The organism is Pseudomonas sp. GD04058 (genome assembly GCF_029836855.1).
Classification (GTDB): Bacteria; Pseudomonadota; Gammaproteobacteria; order Pseudomonadales; family Pseudomonadaceae; genus Aquipseudomonas; species Aquipseudomonas bharatica.
In genome coordinates this window covers 1-19,996 of the sequence record NZ_JAOECN010000062.1, presented here as the reverse complement: position 1 = coordinate 19,996, position 19,996 = coordinate 1, and the positions used below count along the sequence as shown (strand labels likewise).

Annotated in this window: 17 protein-coding genes; 4 read left to right on the top strand and 13 right to left on the bottom strand. The window is 65.3% G+C overall.

Features of this window, described 5'->3' with window-relative positions:
* Positions 1-118 precede the first annotated feature (118 nt).
* Entirely contained in the window at positions 119-1,477 is a 1,359-nt protein-coding gene (locus tag N7650_RS26740; RefSeq protein WP_009397871.1) for an ammonium transporter, read from the top strand.
* Positions 1,478-1,488: 11 nt separating this feature from the next.
* Entirely contained in the window at positions 1,489-1,668 is a 180-nt protein-coding gene (locus N7650_RS26735; protein WP_009397873.1) for a hypothetical protein, read from the top strand.
* A 173-nt stretch (positions 1,669-1,841) separates the two neighbouring features.
* Here the strand turns inward: N7650_RS26735 and N7650_RS26730 are convergent, their stop codons facing one another.
* From N7650_RS26730 to N7650_RS26720, 3 genes are all read right to left on the bottom strand, one after another.
* On the bottom strand, positions 1,842-2,183 hold the full coding sequence (locus tag N7650_RS26730) for a multidrug efflux SMR transporter (RefSeq protein WP_009404044.1): 342 nt from the start codon (positions 2,181-2,183) through the stop codon (positions 1,842-1,844).
* A gap of 67 nt (positions 2,184-2,250) precedes the next feature.
* A complete protein-coding gene (locus tag N7650_RS26725; protein ID WP_009404043.1) occupies positions 2,251-3,570 on the bottom strand; it encodes an ammonium transporter in 1,320 nt (439 codons plus the stop codon).
* 144 nt (positions 3,571-3,714) lie between these two features.
* On the bottom strand, positions 3,715-4,023 hold the full coding sequence (locus N7650_RS26720; protein ID WP_158487734.1) for a hypothetical protein: 309 nt from the start codon (positions 4,021-4,023) through the stop codon (positions 3,715-3,717).
* On the opposite strand from N7650_RS26720, the gene N7650_RS26715 reads away from it, so the two are divergent.
* On the top strand, positions 4,010-6,121 hold the full coding sequence (locus N7650_RS26715) for a TonB-dependent siderophore receptor (protein ID WP_009404041.1): 2,112 nt from the start codon (positions 4,010-4,012) through the stop codon (positions 6,119-6,121). The two genes, N7650_RS26720 and N7650_RS26715, sit on opposite strands and share 14 nt — an antisense overlap.
* A gap of 293 nt (positions 6,122-6,414) precedes the next feature.
* Here N7650_RS26715 and N7650_RS26710 read toward each other — a convergent pair whose 3' ends face one another.
* From N7650_RS26710 to N7650_RS26665, 10 genes are all read right to left on the bottom strand, one after another.
* The gene (locus N7650_RS26710; RefSeq protein ID WP_009407033.1) at positions 6,415-7,569 is read right to left on the bottom strand and encodes an iron-containing alcohol dehydrogenase; all 1,155 of its coding nucleotides are present in this window, start codon (positions 7,567-7,569) and stop codon (positions 6,415-6,417) included.
* A 12-nt stretch (positions 7,570-7,581) separates the two neighbouring features.
* Complete coding sequence (locus tag N7650_RS26705) at positions 7,582-8,736, bottom strand: iron-containing alcohol dehydrogenase (protein ID WP_279900760.1); 1,155 nt, start codon at positions 8,734-8,736, stop codon at positions 7,582-7,584.
* A 6-nt stretch (positions 8,737-8,742) separates the two neighbouring features.
* The gene (locus N7650_RS26700; protein WP_009407037.1) at positions 8,743-9,390 is read right to left on the bottom strand and encodes an ATP-binding cassette domain-containing protein; all 648 of its coding nucleotides are present in this window, start codon (positions 9,388-9,390) and stop codon (positions 8,743-8,745) included.
* On the bottom strand, positions 9,387-10,157 hold the full coding sequence (locus N7650_RS26695) for an ABC transporter ATP-binding protein (protein WP_009407039.1): 771 nt from the start codon (positions 10,155-10,157) through the stop codon (positions 9,387-9,389). The genes N7650_RS26700 and N7650_RS26695 overlap by 4 nt, the downstream gene beginning before the upstream one ends.
* A complete protein-coding gene (locus N7650_RS26690; RefSeq protein ID WP_279900758.1) occupies positions 10,154-11,113 on the bottom strand; it encodes a branched-chain amino acid ABC transporter permease in 960 nt (319 codons plus the stop codon). The genes N7650_RS26695 and N7650_RS26690 overlap by 4 nt, the downstream gene beginning before the upstream one ends.
* Positions 11,113-12,009: a branched-chain amino acid ABC transporter permease gene (locus tag N7650_RS26685; RefSeq protein ID WP_009407043.1), complete on the bottom strand. Its 897-nt coding sequence runs from the start codon at positions 12,007-12,009 to the stop codon at positions 11,113-11,115. Before N7650_RS26685 ends, N7650_RS26690 begins: the two co-directional genes overlap by 1 nt.
* A 71-nt stretch (positions 12,010-12,080) precedes the next feature.
* The gene (locus tag N7650_RS26680; RefSeq protein ID WP_009407044.1) at positions 12,081-13,403 is read right to left on the bottom strand and encodes an ABC transporter substrate-binding protein; all 1,323 of its coding nucleotides are present in this window, start codon (positions 13,401-13,403) and stop codon (positions 12,081-12,083) included.
* Positions 13,404-13,441: 38 nt separating this feature from the next.
* Positions 13,442-14,764: an ABC transporter substrate-binding protein gene (locus tag N7650_RS26675; RefSeq protein ID WP_279900756.1), complete on the bottom strand. Its 1,323-nt coding sequence runs from the start codon at positions 14,762-14,764 to the stop codon at positions 13,442-13,444.
* Between the two features lie 229 nt (positions 14,765-14,993).
* A complete protein-coding gene (locus N7650_RS26670) occupies positions 14,994-16,337 on the bottom strand; it encodes a sigma-54 dependent transcriptional regulator (protein ID WP_279900754.1) in 1,344 nt (447 codons plus the stop codon).
* A gap of 7 nt (positions 16,338-16,344) precedes the next feature.
* Positions 16,345-18,072, bottom strand: coding sequence for a HAMP domain-containing sensor histidine kinase (locus tag N7650_RS26665; protein ID WP_279900753.1), 1,728 nt, complete (start codon positions 18,070-18,072; stop codon positions 16,345-16,347).
* Between the two features lie 339 nt (positions 18,073-18,411).
* Between N7650_RS26665 and N7650_RS26660 the strand changes: the two genes are divergently transcribed.
* On the top strand, positions 18,412-19,989 hold the full coding sequence (locus tag N7650_RS26660) for an ABC transporter substrate-binding protein (RefSeq protein ID WP_279900751.1): 1,578 nt from the start codon (positions 18,412-18,414) through the stop codon (positions 19,987-19,989).
* Positions 19,990-19,996: the final 7 nt, after the last annotated feature.

Here is a 19,996-nt window from a genome sequence, read left to right as displayed (position 1 = left end):
GGCTTGCCAGCGATGAGGCGCTGAACAACACACAACAACAAAAGCCTTGAAAGGCAAGCAGTCCACTTCCCTCTGCCCACCACAACATTCCTAAAGCATTTGCATCGAGGATCGAGTGATGGAAGAACAGAAAGCCCCGACCCTGGAGGAATTGAAGGGTCTGATCGAAATGACCAACACCCTGAACATGGAGATCTTCTACTGGTGGTGCATCGCCTTGATGATCCTGATCCATGCCGGGTTTCTCTCCTATGAAATCGGCGCATCGCGCCTGAAGAACGCCCTCGCTGCCGGCGTCAAGAACATCCTTGCCTTCGGTTTCATCGTCCCCACCTTCTTCCTGTTCGGCTGGGCCATCTACAACGCCTTCCCCGATGGCCTGGTGCCGCGCATGGATGCCCTGGCCGCCGCGATGCCGTGGAGCCAGGCGATGGGCCCGAACATCAAGGACAATGCCACCGGCATCTTCTGGGGGGCCTTCGCGCTGTTCGCCGCCACCACCGGTTCGATCCTGTCCGGGGCGATCATCGAGCGGGCGCGGATGAGCGCCTTCATCATCATGACCATCCTCCTCGGCTCGGTGCTCTGGCTGTTCGGAGCGGCCTGGGGCTGGCACCCGGAGGGCTGGCTCACGGTCAAATGGGGCTACCACGACGTCGGCGCGGCCGGGGTGGTGCACATGATCGCCGGCTTCTTCGCCCTGGCCGTGGTCATCAACCTCGGCGCACGGATCGGCCGCTTCAACCCTGACGGTAGCGCCAACGCCATCGTCGGCCACAGCATGCCGATGAGCGTGGTCGGGCTGATGCTGATCATCGTCGGTTTCTTCGGCTTCCTCGGCGGCTGCATCATCTACAGTTCGGGCGCGCAGTGGATCAACATCTACGGCCAGCCGACCACCCTCTCCGCCTTCGCCTTCAATACCCTGATGGGCTTCGCGGGGGGCCTGATCGGCGCCTACCTGACCAGCCGCGAGCCGTACTGGATGATGTCCGGCGGCCTGGTGGGGATCATCTCCGTGGCCCCCGGCCTGGATCTCTACCACCCCGGCCTGGCCTACCTGATCGGCATGGGCGTTGCCGCCGTGGCACCACTGGTCAACAACCTGCTGCTGAAATTCCGCCTCGACGACGCGGTCGGCGCATTCGCCGTGCACGGCTTCGGCGGCTTCGCCGGGCTGGTGATCAGCGGCGTGTTCCTTTCCGGTTACCCGAACATGAACGGCATGGCCGAAATCAGCTTCATGGGGCAACTGGGCGGTGCCGTGGTCATGGCGTCGCTCGGGTTCATTCCCGGCTACCTGGTGTCCTGGGCGCTGAAGAAAGCGGGCGTGCTGCGGGTGCCGGCGCATGCCGAAGAGCGTGGCCTGGATCTCACCGAAGTACCGGCCCAGGCTTATCCGGAATGGAGCGGGATCTATGGCGAGCCGGTGAAAGCCAAGCCGGTGATGATCGCTGAAAGCAAAGCCACTGTCTGAGGGGAAACGCCATGAGCATCAGTACCTATGAAGGCGCCAGCGCCGTATTCACCTTTGCCGACAAGCCTGCCGTACTGGCGGTGATCACCCTGGTGGTGATCGCCGCCACGCTGTATGCGCTAGTGACTACGTTCGTGCATGAGAAGCACAGCTATGCGATGCCGGACGAAGATCTACCGAAGCTGAAGTAAAGCCACAAAGCGACGCGGACCCTGTGGGAGCGGGTTCACCCGCGATTGCGGTAGTGAGTTCACAATAGCAATCGCGGGTAAACCCGCTCCCACAAGGTCCCTGCAAATCAAAGAGTTATGTTTTGTTCTATCAGAGCTGGCTTGCCAGCGATGAGGCACTCAAACACACCACCTCAAGCAACCTGCCCATCCCCCACCAGCTTCAACCCGACAATCCCGCCGACGATCATCAACAGGCACACGCCCTTCAACACACCCAGCGATTCTCCGAGAAATACACTCCCGTAGATCACCGTCCCCAGCGTGCCGATCCCCACCCACACCGCATAGGCAAGCCCCAACGGCAATTCCCTGACCGACAGGCTCAGCAGGTAGATGCTCAGGGCCAGGAACACCCCGCAATACAGGCTCGGCCACAAGCGGGTAAAACCATCGGTGCGCGGAATGATCGAGGCATACAGCACTTCGCAGGCCCCGGCCGCCAGCAGATACGTCCATCCATTCAACCAGCCCACTGCCCTTCTCCTTTCATCACACAAGCAAACGCCGGCACAAAGCGCCGGCGCTGTTTTCACTCAGGGGTCAGTTGGAATACTTGTATCCCACCTCGCCGTGCGCGGAGAGGTCCAGGCCGTCCACCTCGGCCTCTTCCTCCACCCGCAGCCCGCCACAGAACGCCGCGGCGATCTTGAAGGCGACCCAGCTGCTGACGGCCGAGAAGACGATGCTGAACAGAATCGCTCCACCATTGACCATCAACTGCTCCATCAGCCCGCGCCCTTCGGCAAAGCCCTGGCCACCGATGGCAGTGAGGGCGAACACTGGGGTCAGCAGGCCGCCGAGGATCCCTGCCACGCCATGCACGCCGAACACGTCGAAGGCGTCGTCCAGGCCGATCATCGGCTTGAGCTTGTCCACCGACCAGACGCACACGGGTCCTGCGATGAAGCCCAGCAGGATAGCGCCCATAGGGCCGACGAAACCGCAGGCGGGAGTGATCGCCACCAGGCCGGCAATGGCCCCGGAAATCGCGCCGAACAGGCTGGGACGACCGCGGTATTGCCATTCGACGATCAGCCAGCCAAGGGCACCGGCACAGCTGGCAAGCATGGTGTTGACCATCACCAGCATGGCGAAGCCGCTGGCGGCCAGGGCGCAGCCACCACAGAAGCCGAGCCAGCCGACCCAGAGCATGCAGCCACCGGTGTAGGTCATGGTCATGTTGTGCGGGGCCAGGGCCTGGGTGCCGAAACCGCGCCGGCGCCCGAGCATCCAGGCGCCAACCAGGGCCGCGATGCCCACGTTCAGGTGCACCACGTTGCCGCCGGCGAAATCCTGCACGCCAAGGTTGAACACCCAGCCACCACCCCAGCCCATATGGGCCATGGGCAGGTAGTTGAGGGTGAGCCAGAAGGCCATGAACACCATCACCGCAGAGAACTTCATGCGCTCGGCGAACGCACCGACGATGATCGCCGGGGTGATCGCGGCGAACAGCAGCATGAACAGGAAGTACAGGTATTCAGGGATGGTGCCGGTGATCGAATCCTTGCCCACCCCGTGCAGGAACAGCTTGTCCAGGCCACCGATGAAGGATTGCAGCGAGCCGCCATCGGTGAAGGTCAGGCTGTAGCCATAAAGCGCGAACAGCACTGCGGCCAGGGACGCGGTACAGAACACCTGCATCAGGATCGACAGCACATTCTTGCTACGCGCCATGCCGCCATAGAACAGGGCAAGGCCGGGCAACATCATCAACAGCACCACCAGCGAACACAGGGCCACGAAGGCGGTGTCGCCGCTGTCGATGGCCGCCGGCGCGTCCTCGGCCAATGCCGACGTCGCGCCCAACATCAAGGAAAGGCCCAAGGTACCGCGGACCACAGGTGAATACCGGATCATTGCCCACTGCCTCCAATCGATGGCATGCCGGTGACCGCAGCGTCAAACGGGCCGGCATTCGTTATCGCTGCGGCGCACCGCAACTGTTTGATAGCCAGGGGGACAACGCAAGCGCCTTGCCAAGTTGGGCAAAACGCCACGAATTCATGGCAATCGATTGAAAACAAAGGTGTTTGTCGGAGCGGACGCGGCATGGCATGCGGGCATAGAACGATTCCCCATAGGAAATTTAGTTTCTTTTAGTGCAATCAACGCTGAGGCTTCACCAGTTTGGTGCTCCGGCTGCAAGCCCTCTGCCGTGGGGCTTTTCCTGTCCGGATCATCAGGATTTACGGCATACCGTCCACCAATAAAGTGATTGCAAACAAGAAACACTCGCAGATAATATCCGCGCGCATTTTCTTCTTGTCCTACAAATTTCGTCAGGATTCCCACCCCGATGCGCCGTACCATCGTCTCGCTCTGCCTGCTCCACGCCGTCCCTGCCCTGGCCCTCGCCGCCGAACCCAGCCTCCAGCTCGAAGCCGTGAACATCAACGACAGCGCCGACTACGAGCGCGCCGATGGGCCGGTGCAGGGCTACAAGGCCACCCGGTCGGCCAGTGCGACACGCACCGACACCGCCCTGCACGAAACGCCGCAGTCGGTCAGCGTGGTGCCTCGCGCAGTGCTGGAAGACACCGGCGCAACCCGCCTGCAGGACGCCCTCGACTACGCCGGAGGCGTCGGCCGGGCCAACAATTTCGGGGGCCAGGGCCTGACCACCGTCACCGTGCGCGGCTTCACCACCGGTGAGTACTACCGCAATGGCTTCCCAATGAACCGCGGCTATCCTGGCGCGCCGGACTCGGCCATCGTCGAGCGCCTGGAAGTGATCCGCGGCCCGGCCACCAGCCTGTATGGTCGTGGTGATCCCGGCGGCACCTTCAACGTGGTCACCAAGCAGCCATTGCCCGAAACCAAGGTCACCGTCGGCAGCCAGCTCGATGATCAGGGCATGCACCGCGCCACCCTCGATGCCACTGGCCCGCTAAACCAGGACGGCAGCCTGGCCTATCGCCTCAACGTGCTCGGCGAAGGTGGCGAGAGCTTCCGCGATGACGTGGAAAGCGAGCGCTACGAAGTGGCGCCGGTGCTCAGCTGGCAGGTCAACGACGCCACGAAGATCGTTTTCGAAGGCGACTTCATGCGCAATAACCATCCGCTGGACCGCGGCCTGACCCGCTATGCCACGCAACAGGGCAGCGCCTCGCGGGACACCTATCTGTGGGAGAAAGGCAGCGACAACCTGCTGCATAACGACAACGACATGGCCCAGGTGCGCTTCGAGCATCTGCTCAACGACGACTGGACCCTGGCCGGTGGCGTGCAATGGCTGGACGGTTCGCTGCAAGGCAACGCCGTGGAAGCCAACGCACTCCAGGCCGATGGCCGCACCCTTGGGCGCAACTTCAACTGGCGCAAGCTGGAATGGTCCGATCGCGACTACCAGTTGAACCTGACCGGTCACTTCGACACCGGGGCCTTCAGCCACACCCTGCTCACCGGCATCGAATACGAGGACTACGACTACCAGTCGATCATCCTGCGTTCGGCAGCCGGCGCCAGCGCCTACCCGATCGATATCTACCATCCGGTGCTCGGCCAGCCACGCCCGGCCCTTACCCGCACCACCACCCACGACAAGGAGAACCTCAAGACCTGGGCGTTCTTCATCCAGGACCAGGTGGCCCTGACCGAACGCCTCAAGGCCCTGGCCGGCGCCCGCTTCGAACGTTTCGAGCACGACTACGACAACCGGCTCAACAGCACCGGCGACTTCACCAAGGCCGAGAACGGCGTGACCCCGCGCCTGGGCCTGCTCTACGACCTGACCGACACTGTCGCGGTCTACGCCAACACCGCACGCTCGTTCAAGCCCAACAGCGGCGCGGCCCGTGAAGGCGGTGGTTTCGATCCGGAAAAAGGCCGGTCGTGGGAGCTGGGGGTGAAATGGGAAGCCCTGGAACGCCAGCTCGCGGTGGACGCGGCGATCTACCACATCGTCAAGGAAAACGTGCTGACCCGCGACCCGATCGACCCGACCTACAGCATCGCGGCCGGCGAGGTTCGCAGCCGTGGCCTGGACATCAACGTCGCCGGCAACATCACCCCCGAATGGCGGGTGATCGGTGGCTACGCCTATGTCGATGCCGAAGTGACCAAGGACAACCGCCTGCCCACCGGCACGCGCCTGGCGAACATCCCGCGCAACAGCTTCAGCCTGCTCAACACCTATGAATTCCAGGACGGCCTGGCCAAGGGCCTGGGCCTGGGTGTCGGGGTGAAATACGTCGATGATCGCAACGGCCAGACCGAAGCGGTGACCTACACCATGGAGCGCTACAGCGTTGTCGACCTGTTGAGCTTCTACAAGGTCAACGAGCATGTGCGGCTGAACCTGGATGTGAAGAACCTGTTCAACAAGGGCTATGACGAAGGCGCGTTCAACACCTATGCCTATCCGGGAGCACCGCGCACGGTGCAGGCCGGGGTGGCGTACACCTTCTGACGCTGAACCGAAGCTTGACACCTGACCCTGTGGGAGCTGGCTTGCCAGCGATAGCGGTAGTGAGTTCACCATCGTCATCGCTGGCAAGCCAGCTCCCACAGGAGTGTGTGCAAGCCGCAGATGCCTTCATACATTCTCCAGCATCCCCACCAGCACGCGGTTGTCCACCGGCCGGCCCAGCTTTGCACCGTCCCTGTGGGAGCTGGCTTGCCAGCGATCGCGGTAGTGAATTCACCATCGTCATCGCTGGCAAGCCAGCTCCCACAGGGTTTTGCGGTGATGCTGGAAAGGGGTTAGTAAATCCCGCGATAGATCGCCTCAACCTCCCCCACATCCATATCCCGCGGATTGCTGTCGATCAGCCGCTGCAACCCGCCGACCACATCCCCGGCCATGCCCGGGATCGCCGCTTCATCCACGCCAAGCTCCGACAAGCGCAGTTCCAGCCCGCTGTCGCGCACCAGCCCTTCGATAGCCTGGACAAAGGCTTCGGCCGCAGCCCCTTCGTCAGCAAACACCGCTCCCGGCAACAGATGCCCCGCCAGTTCCGCATACAGCCCACGTGCCGCTTCCAGGTTGAAGCGGATCATCGGCGCCATGACCAGCGCATTGGCATGCCCATGGGGAATATGGAACCGCGCCCCCAACGGATAGGCCAACCCATGGATGGCCGCCACCGAGGCGTTGACGAAGGCCATCCCGGCCATCAGCGAACCTTGCAGCATCGCTTCCCGCGCCGCCACGTCGCGACCGTCCGCCAGCACCTTGCGCAGGTTGCCACCGAGCAACCTTAGCGCGGTGGTCGCCAGGCCATCGGAGATGGGGTTCTTGCGCGTGCGGCTGGTGTAGGCCTCGATGGCATGCACCATGGCGTCCAGCCCGGTGGCGGCCGTGACCTGCGCCGGCAGGCCGAGGGTCAGTTCGGGGTCGAGCAGCGCTACGTCCGGCATCAGTTGCGCCGAGTACACCGCCTGCTTGCGCTGCTGTTCGTCGGTAATCACCGAGACCCAGGTCACTTCCGAGCCGGTGCCCGCCGTGGTCGGCACCAGCACCAGCGGTACGCGCCGCCCTTGGGCTTTGTCGGTGCCGTACAGGTCCTCCAGAGGCTGTTCGCTGTTGACCAGCAAGGCTACCAGCTTGGCCGCATCCAGCGAGCTGCCGCCGCCCAGGCCCAGCACGCCATCGGCGGCGAATTCCCGTCCCCGCTCAACCGCCTGCCTGACCACGGCAACCGGCGGATCCGCCACTACCTGGTCGAACACCGCCACCTGGCAGCCTGCCGCTTCCAGCGCCGCTACGGCCGTGGCGGCAAAGCCCAGCTTGACGATGCCCGGATCACAGACCAGCAGCACCCGCCCCGCCCCCAGCCCGGCGAACACCTCGCCGATGCTGCCCAGGCTCCCCGCCGCGCAGACGATGCGCGGCACGCTTCTGAATTCATGGTTCATCGCGAGCGGCCCTCACAACACCGAGGCATAGATGGCCCGCGCATCGTCACGGGTGACCGGACGCGGATTGTTGACCAGCAGGCGCTGGACCTTCATCGCATCGTCGCTGAGGCGGTCGAGGTCCTCCTCGGTGACCCCAACTTCGGCCAGGCGCTGGGCAAACGGCATGCGCTCGACCAGCGCCGTGATGAAGCCGATAAAGGCATCGCAGGCTGCCGCCGGGCTGTCGAAACGCTGCCCGGGCAACACGCTTGGCGCCAGCTCGGCATACAGGTCCTGCGCGGCGCTGCGATTGAAGTTCAGCACCGGCACCAGCACCAGCGCATTGCTCAGGCCGTGGGGCACGTGGAAATGCCCGCCCAGCGGGTAGGCCAGCGCATGCACTGCCGCCACCGGGGCGTTGGCGAAGGCCATGCCGGCCAGCATCGAGCCCAGCAGCATGTCGGAGCGGGCCTTGAGGTCGCCCGGCTCGGCGAGCACGCGGTCCAGGTTGCCGGCCAGCAGGCGCAGTGCCTGCACGGCCAGGCCATCGGAAAGCACGTTCTTCTTGTGCAGGCTGGTATAGGCCTCAATGGCATGGACCATGGCATCCACGCCGGTCATGGCACTGACCGCCGCCGGCAGGCCGACGGTCAGGCGCGCATCGAGCAGGGCGATATCCGGGTACAGCAGCGGGCTGACCACACCTTTTTTCTCGTGGCTCGGGGTGGTGACGATGGCCACTGCGGTGACTTCCGAACCGGTCCCGGCCGTGGTCGGCACCTGGATCAGCGGCAGGCGCGGCCCCTGGGCCAGGTTGATGCCGTAGATGTCCTCCAGCTTCTGCTCGCGACCACAGAGCAGCGCCACCAGCTTGGCGGTGTCCAGCGAGCTGCCGCCACCCAGGCCGATCACCGCCTGGGCGCTACAGCCGCGCCCGGCTGCCACGGCATCAAGTACCGAGGCCTCTGGCGGATCGGCCTGTACGTCGCTGTACAGCGTCACGTCAACACCCGCTTCGCGCAGCGCCTGCACCGGCGCGTCCAGCAGGCCGGCTTTGTGCAGCCCCGGATCGCTGACCAGCAGCACCCGTTGCGCCCCCAACTCGCGGCACAGCGCCCCCAGGCGCAAGGCGCCATCCACTTCGCAGATCACCCGTGGCGTGGTTTCAAAGGTAAAGTTCGACATGGCTTCTTATCCTGCTTGTACGCTGCCGCGCTCGATGCGGTAGACGGCATCGACCAGGTCAGCGGAATGGGTGTCATCGGATTCGGAGATCAGCACGCACAGGCCTTCGTCGCCGAGCCTGGCGATCACTTCGCTCAGGCGCCGGGACAGCACCGGGGCCACGCCTTCGAAGGGTTCATCGAGGATCAGCAGGCGCTGGCCGGGCATCAACGCCCGGGCCAGGGCCACCAGCTTCTGCTGTCCGCCGGACAGTTGCATGGCGCGACGCTCGCGGAACTGGGCAATTTCCGGAATCAGGCTGTAGACCCACTCCAGGCGCTCGGCACTGCCGGGCAGCTTGTTGGCCCAGACCGGCAGGAGGATGTTCTCCTCCACGGTCAGCGCCGGGATCAGCCGGCGGTCTTCCGGCAGGTAGCTGATCCCCGCCGCCGCGCGCTGGTGGCCGGGCTGGGCGCGCAGGTCGCTGTCGTTGAAGCGGATCGAGCCGGAATCGGCCTCGAGCAGGCCCATCAGGGTGCGGATCAGGGTGGTCTTGCCGGCGCCGTTATGGCCGATCAGGCCGACCATCTGCCCGGCGCCGACGTTGAGCGAGACGTTGTGCAGGATCGGCACCGACTCGATGGAGACATTGAGGTTGCGGATTTCCAGGCTCATGCGTGTGCTCCCTTGTGCGCCTTGTGACCACCGGTGACCAGCTCCTGGACCCGGGCATTGGCCAGGACGTCCTCGGGCGGGCCGTCGGCCAGCACCTCACCGCTGTAGAAGGCGAGGATGCGCGACACGTAGCGGCGCACCACGTCCATATCGTGTTCGACGAACAGCACCGTGACCTGGTGGCGCGACACCACCTGCATCACCGTGTCCATCAGTTGGGTCTTCTCCTCGGCGCTGACGCCGCTGGTGGGTTCGTCCAGCAGGAGCATCTGCGGGTCGCCGATCAGGGCCATGGCGATGTCGATCAGCTTGCGCACGCCCTGGGGCACGGCGGTGACCTTGCTGTCGCGCCAATCGAGGATGCTGAACTCGCCAAGGATCGCCTCGGCGCGGGCAATCCGCGCGTCGCTGCGCAGCGGCCGCAACAGCGACGGGAACGGCGATTCGGCAGCGGCCAGGGCGATCAGCAGGTTGTCCAGCACCGTCAGTTCCGGGAACAGCTGGGCCACCTGGAACGAACGGGCCATACCGGCGCGGGTGATCGCCCGCGGCGTGCGGCCGATGATCGATTGCTGGTTGAAGAGGATTTCGCCACGGCTCGGCTTGAGGTAGCCGGTGACCATGTTGATGAAGGTGGTCTTGCCGGCACCGTTGGAGCCGATCACCCCCACCACCTCGCCCTTGGCGATGCGCACGTTGACGTCCTTCGCCGCGGTGACCGCGCCGAACTCCTTGTACAGACCACGGGTTTCCAGAATGCAGCTCATGCCTTGGCCTCCACGGCTTTGGCCCGGCGGGCCTGGCCACTGAACAGGCTCCACAGCCCCTTGGGCAGGAACACGATGATTGCCAGCAGGGTGATGCCGAGGATCATCTGCCAGCTATGGGGCACCAGTTCGATGGCATAGGTACGCACCACGGCGAACAGGATCGCGGCGATGATCGGCGCCGCCACATGGGCCGTGCCGCCGAGCAAGGCGATGAAGACGAACTCGCCGGAAGTGATCCAGTAGGCCATTTCCGGGTCGATGTGCCCCGCGGCCAGGGCCATGAAGCCACCGCCCAGCGCCGATACCCCGGCAGCGGCGACATAGTTCATGTACAGCACCCAGCGCGGAGACTGGCCGAGGTATTCGACCCGCACTTCGTTCTCGCGGATCGCCTCGCACATCGCCCCGGCGCTGCTACGCCCGTAGCGGTGCAGAAGTACAGCGAGCACGGCGCTGGCCGCGACGATGATGACGAACAGCGCCAGGGGCGCCTGCCCCGCAGCCGGGCTCCAGCCGAACAGGGTCCAGGCCTTGACGTTGAAGCCGTCGGTGCTGCCCAGGGCCGGGCTCTTCACCAGCATGCCGTAGAGGATCATGGAAAACGCCAGCGACAGCATGGCGAAGAAGATCTCGCGGTAGCGGGTCATCAACAGGCCCAGCAGCATCGCCAGCGCCACTGCTGCGGCCACGCCGATCAGCAGCAGGGTCGGCAGGTCGCTGATCGCCAGGAAATGCCCGCTCATGCCCACGGCATAGCCGCCCATACAGAAGTACAGGCCCTGGCCGAAGGTCACCAGGCCTGCGCGCATCTGCATCACCACGCCCTGTACCACCAGGGACTTGGCCAGGGCCATGGTCAGCAGGAACACCAGCCACTGCGGGGCGATGAGGCCGCCGAGGGCGAGCAGTACGGCCACGCCCAGCAGAATCGTTTCGGTTCGATCAAGACGCATCAGATTTTCCTCGCCAGCACGCGGCCGAACAGGCCCTGCGGACGCACCGCCAGGACCAGCGCCATCACGCCGTAGATAACGAACAGTTCGAATTGCGGTGCGTAATGCACCGCCGCCGCACGGCTCAGGCCCACCAGCAAGGCGCCCAGCGCGGCGCCCTCGATGCTGCCCATGCCACCGATCACCACCACGGCGAAGGCCAGCACGATGATCTCCACGCCGATGCCCGGGGCCACCGAGATCGCCGGGGCGGTCAGGGCGCCGGCCAGGGTGCCGAGCACGGTGCCGAGGATGAACACCAGGGTGAATACCCGGCGCACGTTGACGCCCATGGCCTGGGCCACTTCGCGGTCATGGATCACCGCACGCAGGACCTTGCCCTGGTGAGTGCGCTCCAGCCACAGCCATAGCGACAGGCCCAGCACCAGGGAAACGCCGACCAGCATCAGGTCATAGTTGGACACCTTGAGCCCGGCCAGCACGCTGCGGCCCATTTCCGCGTAGGGCTGATAGGCGAAGTACGGGTTGACGCCCCAGATCATCTTCATGGCGTCTTCGAGGATCAGCAGCAGTGCGTAGGTGATGATCACCATCAGCACTTCGTCGCGGCCATACATGAAGCGCAGCAGCCCGCGCTCGATCAGCAGGCCGACGACCAGGCCTGCGGCAAGCGCACAACCGAGCATCATCAGGTAGCCGACCCAGACCGGGCCGATCCCGTTGTTGAAATACCAGCCCACCAGCGAGGCGGCGGCATAGGCACCGATGGCGTAGAAGCTGCCATGGGCCATGTTGAGAATGCGCATGACACCGTAGATGACGGTGAGCCCCGCCGCGACCAGAAACAGCCACGAGGCATAGATGGCGCCGTCGATCAGCACCGCATAAAGACTCATCATTTCGATCCTGCCTTTGGCAAGCGTGGCGGCCGGGAAGTGGCCGCCACGGTTAGGTCAAGAAGTGCCGCTCAATTGCACTGGGCGCCCGGGAAACCGGCCTTGATCCAGTCGTGGGCGGTGGTGCCGTCCGGCGGGGTCACGCATTCGCCAGAGAAGGCGATGACGTTCTGCACGCTGCCCTTCTTGGTGGCGGCGTCGTAGTGGTACTCGCCGTAGGCGATGCCTTGCATGGCCTGGTGGCCGCCGGCACGGGCCATCTGCACGGTGCCCGAGACCGATTCGAAGGTGGCGCCCTTCATGGCCTTGGCCATTTCCAGCGGGGCCGGGACCGTGCCGGCTTGGGCACCGGCGTTCTCGGCGGCGAACTTCAGGCCGAGGATGGCCTGGGCCATCTTGCTTGCCGGGTAGGTCGGCGAGGATTTGTAGGCAGCCTGGTACTGGCGGGTGAACCAGTTGTTCAGGGCGTTATCCGGCGCGAAGGCTCCGAACGGGCCGCGGCCGCCGATGATCATGCCGTTGGGGGCCTGGTCCTTGTAGCGCTCCAGGGCCGACTCGCCGCAGGTCAGCACGGCGGTGGCATCTTCCAGCAGGCCGCGGGAGTTGGCCTGAAGCACCAGCGCCTCCATGTCGCCGCCCCAGAAGCTGGAGTGGATGATGTCCGGGCGCTTCACCGACAGCGCCGAGATTTCCGCGCCGTACTGGCCCTGGAAGACCTTGGGCATCTGCGACTCGACCACCTGGCTCTTGGGCATGACCTGGGCCATGGACAGGGTGAAGTCGCTCCAGCTGTCCTGGCCCCAGGCGTAGTTCTGCTGGATGCCGCCGATACGCACGGCGTCCGGGCGGGTCTTGGCCAGGTAGCGGGCGGCACCGATGTTGTCCACGGCAGCGTCGAGGCTGGTGCGGAATACGTATTGCGGGGTCTTGTCTTCGGTGAACAGCTGGGAGGTGCCGCAGTCGTAGAACACGGTCATGGCGCCCAGCTCCTCGGCCACTGGCGCGATCGCCAGGCAGTCGCCGGACGAGATGTAGCCGACCACGGCATCGACCTTCTGCCGCTGTACGAGGTTGCGGAATTCCTCGACCTGCTTGGCCGCACCACCGGCCTCGTCGATGATCACCATCTCGATTTCGGCGCCGTTGATGCCGAGCTTGTCGTAAGGCGCGGGCAGCTTGCCCTGGTTCAGGCCCTCCACCAGCACCTTGGCAGCGTTGGCCGACGGTTCGCCGAACGGACCGGCCGCCGGGCCGGAGAGGAAGGTCACCACGCCGATGCGGAACTTGCCGTTCTCGGCGGCAACGGCTGCGCCGTTGAAGCCGGCGGCAGCGATGGCCAGGGCCAGCGGCAGGGTCTTGCAGTGTTGCTGGAGGCGTTTCTTGTAGTTATTCATGGCGTTTCCATTGCGGGCTTTACGGGTTAAGGGACGGGCTAAGGGGCGTGCCCCTCGGGATTACGGATCTGTTGCGCCAGGCGACGTGCGCGGGTAGCCGGATCGGGTTGCAGTTCCTCGGCGGAATACAGCTGCCAATTTCCGAGCATCAGCCGGGCCGGCGGGTAGTCGTGGTTGGGCACCGGCGTACCGACCGCCTGGGTCTGCTGGATCTGGTGGGTCAGCGGGTCGATGCGCGAGGCAAAGCCGGGCGGATCTTCCGGCAAGGCGATTTCCAGCCCTTCGAGGGCGCGGATCAAGGATTCGGTATCGGTGGCACCACCGGCTTTCTGGCTGGCCCTGGCCAGGACCATGACCCCGGTGTAGGCGCCTTGCGCGGCGTAGGTCGGGAAGCGTCCGGTCAGGGTGTGGAAGCGCTCGACGAAGGCACGGTTGCGCGCAGTGTCAGGGAAGTTGTTGTGGTGCCGGGCGGACAGGATCAGGCCCGGTGGCGCCTTGTCGCCAAGGGAGGCAAGGAAGTCGTAGTTGCCACCGGTATCGAAGTTGGCCAGGCGCGAGGTCTCGAACAGGCGCGTGCCGGCCGCCTGCTTGACGAAGGCATGGAAATCTCCGCCCCACAGGGCCGAGACGATGATGTCGGGCTTGGCCTGCTCCAGCGCGGCGATATAGGCGGAATAGTCCGGCTCGTAGAGGCGCGGCCAGAGCTCGGTGACGTCGTCGAACTTCACCCCCTGCTGGCGCAGCGCTTCATGCAGGTCGTCGCGCGAGACGTGGCCGTATTCGTAGTCGGGGCCGATGAAGGCCAGGCGTGTCCAGCCGGTCCTGGCCTGCAGGTCCTTCAGGTAGCGGGCGCCGGCGGCCATGGAGGTCCAGGTGTCGTTGGTCACCCGGAAGTAATAGCGGTGGCCGTTTTCCAGGCTCATGCGCGACGAGGCGTGATCGGTGCCGATCATCAGCACCTTCTGTTCCCGGGCCAACTGGCTCACGGCGATCGCTACCCCCGAGGAGACCATGCCGCACAGCACCTGCACGCCGTCCTTGCGAATGAAGGCGCGGGCCAGGCCGGTGCCGTAGGAGGCCTTGGACTGGTCGTCGTCGATGATCACGCGCATCCGCGGTACCTGCTCGCCGGCTTCGCGCAAGCCTTGCAACTCGCTCAGGGCGACCTGGATGCCGGCAATGCTGTCCTGGCCATAGATCGCCGCGCGCTCGGTCATCGGGTACAGGCAGCCAAGGGTCAGGTCCGCCTGGGTGGCGGCCGCGCCCAGCTCGACCCGACCGGCGTCGGCGGTGCAGGCGAAGCCCAGCAGCAGGGCGCTCAGGGCGATAACGGATGGCAGTCGGGAAAACGACGATTGCATGTCAGTACCTTGGGGCGTTCGTGGACGCCTCTTGTGGTTAGCGCAAGGGTTATCGCAAAGGCTGTGCCAGCCTCTGCGCGATGCGCCATAAGAAACCGTGCAAGCGCTCTGGAACAAGGCTTTGCACGGCGATTCACGGCGAGTTCGGAACACCGTGGCGCGGTAGGGCACGGTGTTGGGCGGGAGACGTTGAGCGGTAACCGCTCAGCGCGGGCGAGCGCTTGAGCGGTTACCGCTCATCGAAGCGCTCGATGCCCAGGCGTTGCAGGCGACGCTTGAGGGCGTGGCGGGAGATACCGAGGATCTCGGCAGCCATGCCCTTGTGCCCGGCGCTGCGGCTGAGGGCATCGAACACCAGTTCGCGTTCGGCGCGCTGCAATTGATCCTCGATCGGCAAGCGACTGGCGTCCACGGGCCCGGCGGCATGCATCAGCTCCGGCAATTGCGCTGCGGCGATGGCCTGGCCGGGCATCAGGATGGTCAGGCGCTCGATCAGGTTCTTCAATTCACGGACATTGCCCGGCCAGCGATGCCGCAGCAGCGCCGCCTCGGCGTCGGCCTGGAACGCGATGGCCGCGCCCTGCTCTTCCCGCGCCTGGCGCTCGGCGAAGTGCCGGGCCAGCAGAAGGATGTCGTCGCCACGCTCGCGCAGCGCCGGAATATCGATGGTGATCACGTTCAGGCGGTAGAACAGGTCTTCGCGGAAACGCCCCTGGCGTACGTCATCGGCGAGGTCGCGGTTGGTCGCCGCCACCACCCGCACATCCGCGCTGCTGGCCTGGCTGGCGCCGACCGCACGGTAGCTGCCGTTCTCCAGGAAGTGCAAAAGCTTGGCCTGCAACGCCAGCGGCAGCTCGCCGATCTCGTCGAGGAACAGCGTGCCGTTGCTCGCCTGGGCCACCAGACCGACACGCTTCTGGTGAGCGCCGGTATAGGAGCCCTTCTCGGAACCGAACAGTTCGGCCTCGATCAACTGCTCCGGCAGCGCCGCGCAGTTGACCTCGATGAACGGCTGGCCGGCGCGGTTGCTGGCATCGTGCAAGGCCTGGGCGACCAGGGTCTTGCCGGTGCCGGATTCGCCAAGCAGGAGGATCCGCGTCGCCGAACTGCGTGCCACCCGCAGCACCGCCCCGTGCAAGGCGCGCATGGCCGGGCTCTGGCCGAGCAGAGTGCCTGGGGCCGCATCGGCGTCGATCGGCGCCGGCACGGCCAGGGTGGCCTGGATGGTGGCCAGCAGGTCGTCCAGTTCGAAGGGCTTGGTCAGATAGTCCGTAGCCCCGCCCTTCACTGCCTGCACGGCGGCGCGGGTATCGCCATGGGCGGAGATCATGATTACCGGCAGGGTCGGGCGCAGCTTGCGCAGGCCGTCGAGGGTGGCAATGCCGTCCAGGCCCGGCAGGCCGAGGTCGAGCAGGACTATATCGCAGCGCGTGGCGCTGTCGGCCAGCAGCGCCAGCCCCTCCTCGCCGCTGCCGGCTGCGCCGACGTTGAAACCCTCGGCGCGCAGGGCGTAGCTGAGGGAGCGCACCAGCGCTTCTTCGTCGTCGATGATCAGTACATGAAAGTCGGACATCACAGGCTCACTTCAAATCGGTCGGGCAAGGCGCGGGAAAGTCCAGGGTCACCACGGTGCCCTTGCCGGCGGTACTCGCGATCTCCATTCGCGATGCATTGGCTTGCAGCAGTTGCTGGCAGATGCTCAGCCCAAGGCCGGTGCCCCGGGGCTTCAGGGTAAAGAACGGCTGGCGTACGCGGTTCAGCGCCTCGAGGGGGATGCCACAGCCATCGTCGCTGACGCTGACCAGCACACGCTCGCCGTGGCGGTAGCCGGCAAGGTCGACGCGCTTGCCGGCAGCACAGGCCTCCAGTGCGTTCAGGCACAGGTTCAGGAGGATCTGCCGGGCCTGGTCCGGGTCGACGAACAGGCGGATGCCGCCGGCGCAACCGGCTTCGAAGTAGATGGCGCGGGCCTCGGCTTGCGGGGCGATCTGGCGCTTCACCCGTTCGAACAGGCTGTGCAGCTCCACGACTTCCGGGTTGGCCGGATGGGGACGGCCGTATTCCAGCAAGTCGCTGGTAACGTGGGAGAGCCGATCGATTTCTTGGCCCAGGTCGCTCAACAGCAGGCGCCGCTCGCTCTCCGGCTCGCGGCGCAGCAGGGCCTGCACGGTGGTCTTCATGGTCGCCAGGGGGTTGCGCACTTCATGGGCCACGCCAGTGGCGAAGGTACCAAGCACGGCGAGGTTTTCCGAGCGCACGGTCTGCTCCATCACGTCCGCCAGGCGCCCGGCCATGACGTTGAAGGCGCGAGTCACCCGGCCGATCTCGTCATTGCTCGACTGTTCCGGCAGGCGGTAGCCGAGGTCGCCCATGGACAGCTGGTGGGCGCCCTCTACCAGCGTGCCCACCCGTGCCCGCAACTGCCGTGACAGGGTGAAGAACACCACCAGGATGAACGCGATGAATCCGACGGCGGCCAGGTACAACCACCAGCGAGCATCGTCCAGCGGCTTGAGGATGGCTTCGGGCTGCACGCTGAACACCACCTGCCAGCCGGGCAGGATCAGCGGGCCTTCGCGCAGGTCGTCGGGGGCCGCGACCTGGCGCCCGGTGGCATCGATAAAGGCGCCGCCGGGCACCCGCAGCAAGGGCGTCACCACCCCGCTCAGGCCGGCGCTGGTGAGCAGTTCGGTCAACGAGGCCAGACGCAGGTGCAGGCCGATGCTGACCCGGTGATCGGTGCGGCCGTTGCGGATGGTCTTGCGGATCAGCAGCCAGCCGGAGCGCCCGGCCTGGGGCAAGGCCGGGCCGATCACCTCGATATCGCCAACCTTCTGCCTGGGCAATCCGGCCAGGGACCAGTCCTCGTTGCTCCAGTACGGCGCACCCGAGGCCGCCGGGCCGGGCAAAACCTTGAGCAGGCGTTCGTCGTCGTTGAAGAACAGCACGCCGTAGAGAAACGGCAGCTCGCTTTCCAGCTTCAGCAGGGCATCGATATCGCCGACGGAATGGCTTTGGTCAGCGATGAAATCGGGCATGTTGGGGTGGTTGGACAGGGCCGAGAGCTGGTAGAAGCGCTCATCGAGGAAGGACGACACGCGGTTGGCCGTAGACAGCGCCTGGGCATCGAGGCGCTCACCGGTCAGGCGGTTGAGCAGGTCCTTGGCCAGTTGTTCATAGAGCACGGCCAGGGCGATCAGCGCCACGCTCATCACCAGCGTGGACAACAGGGTATAGCGTGCGACCAGGCTGCGCCGCGGCCGGGCAAACCGGCGCCACAGCGCAGCAGCGGGGAATTCGACATCCATGGGCTTTGTAATTGTTGTTCATGTAGTGGCGGGGAGGATAAGGAGCCGGGGATGGGGTTGTCCATTGGCGCAATGTCGGGGATGGGGATTGTTGTCGCTCTTTCGGACCCTATCGCTGGCAAGCCAGCTCCCACAGGGACACTGTGGGAGCTGGCTTGCCAGCGATGAGGCCAGCGAAAGCAACACAACCCTACCTGCTGAACCCATGCTGCCCCAGCAACACCCGACTGCTGCCTAACCATCACGCCACAGCCCCAACCCCAGCAAACCCGGGCCCTCCAGCCATCTGGCGCGAAACCTGCTCTGCCCTGCCCCACACAGTAATTACAGGTCCGCACCATGACGTCCCACCCTCCTTTCACCCGCCGCCGCTTCCTCGGCAACAGCCTCGCCCTTGGCGGCCTGGCCCTGGGCGGCAGCCTGTTGGCCGGTTGCGGCGACGACAGCCAGCCCGGCAGCCACGCGGCCGACCAGGGTCCACGCTACGGCGGACGCCTGCGCCTGGGCATCCTCGACGGCAACCAGGCCGGCAACCTCGATGCCCACAAGCCGGTCGGCAGCGGGATCATTCGCGGCTTCGCCCTGTACAGCAAACTGTGGGAATGGGACGAGAACATGCTGCCGCGCCTGGCCCTGGCCGAAGAGGCCGAGGTCAGCCCGGACGGCAAGGTGTGGACCCTGCGCCTGCACAAGGACCTGGAGTTCCACCACGGCAAGACCATCGATTCCGAAGACCTGCTGTTCTCCATCCGCCGCCTCACCGACCCGCAACTGGCCTCGCCTTACGCCGCGCTGCTGCACTGGATCGACCGCGACAACCTGCAGAAGCTCGATGACCGAACCCTGCGCGTGCGCTTCAAGGACGGCGCCGGCTTCGTCCCGCTTCCGGAAACCTGGGTGAATTTCGGCGGCATCGTGCCGGTGGACTATCACCCGGTGACCAACCCGGTGGGCGCCGGGCCGTACAAGTTCAAGAGTTTCTCCGCCGGCCAGCGCTCGCTGTTCACCCGCTTCGAGAACTACTTCAAGTCCGGCCGGCCCTACGCCGACGAGCTGGAGATCATCGGCTTCAAGGACCAGACCTCGCGCCTGGCCGCGCTCAAGGCCGGCCAGCTGGACATGGCCAACGCCCTGGCCGCCGAGCACCTGCGCCTGATCGAACAGGATCCACGGTTGCAGGTGCTGACGTCGGTCACCGGCAACTGGCTGGGCTTCGACATGAATACCCGAAAAGCGCCGTTCGACGACCCCCGGGTACGCCAGGCGTTCCGCCTGCTGGCGAACCGCGAGGAGCTGGTGGCGCGGGTGCTCAATGGCCAGGGGCGGCCGGCCAACGACCTGTATGCACCCAACGACCCGACCTTCGACCACAGCATTCCCCCACGTCGCCAGGAACTGGACAAGGCCCGGGCCCTGCTGCGCGAAGCCGGGCAGGAAAACCTGGAGCTGGACCTGGTCACCGTGCAGGACGGCGTGGCGCTGTCGTCGGCGCTGGTGTACGCCGAACAGGCGCGCAAGGCCGGGGTGCGGATCAATGTGCGCCAGGTGGACGCCGCCACCTTCAACGGGCCGCAGCACACCGAATGGACCTTCAGCACCGGCGGCAGCATCGGCGCGCCATTCCTCACCTGCGCCCTGCATGCTGACGCCCCGGTATCGGTGGCGAACAAGACCCACTTCGACGATCCACGGTTTTCCGAGCTGTTCCTTCAGGCCGTGGCCGAACCGGACGTGGAAAAACGCAAACCGCTGGTGCATGAAGCGCAGCGGATCCAGTACGAACGTGGCGGGATGCTGGTGTGGGGCTATGCGAACCTGGTGGACGGTTTCGCGCAGCGGGTGGGTGGGGCGGCGGCAGAGAGGACGCTGTTTCCGACGTGGCGGTTTGATCAGTTGTGGTTGAAGGAACAGGTATAGTTTTTGA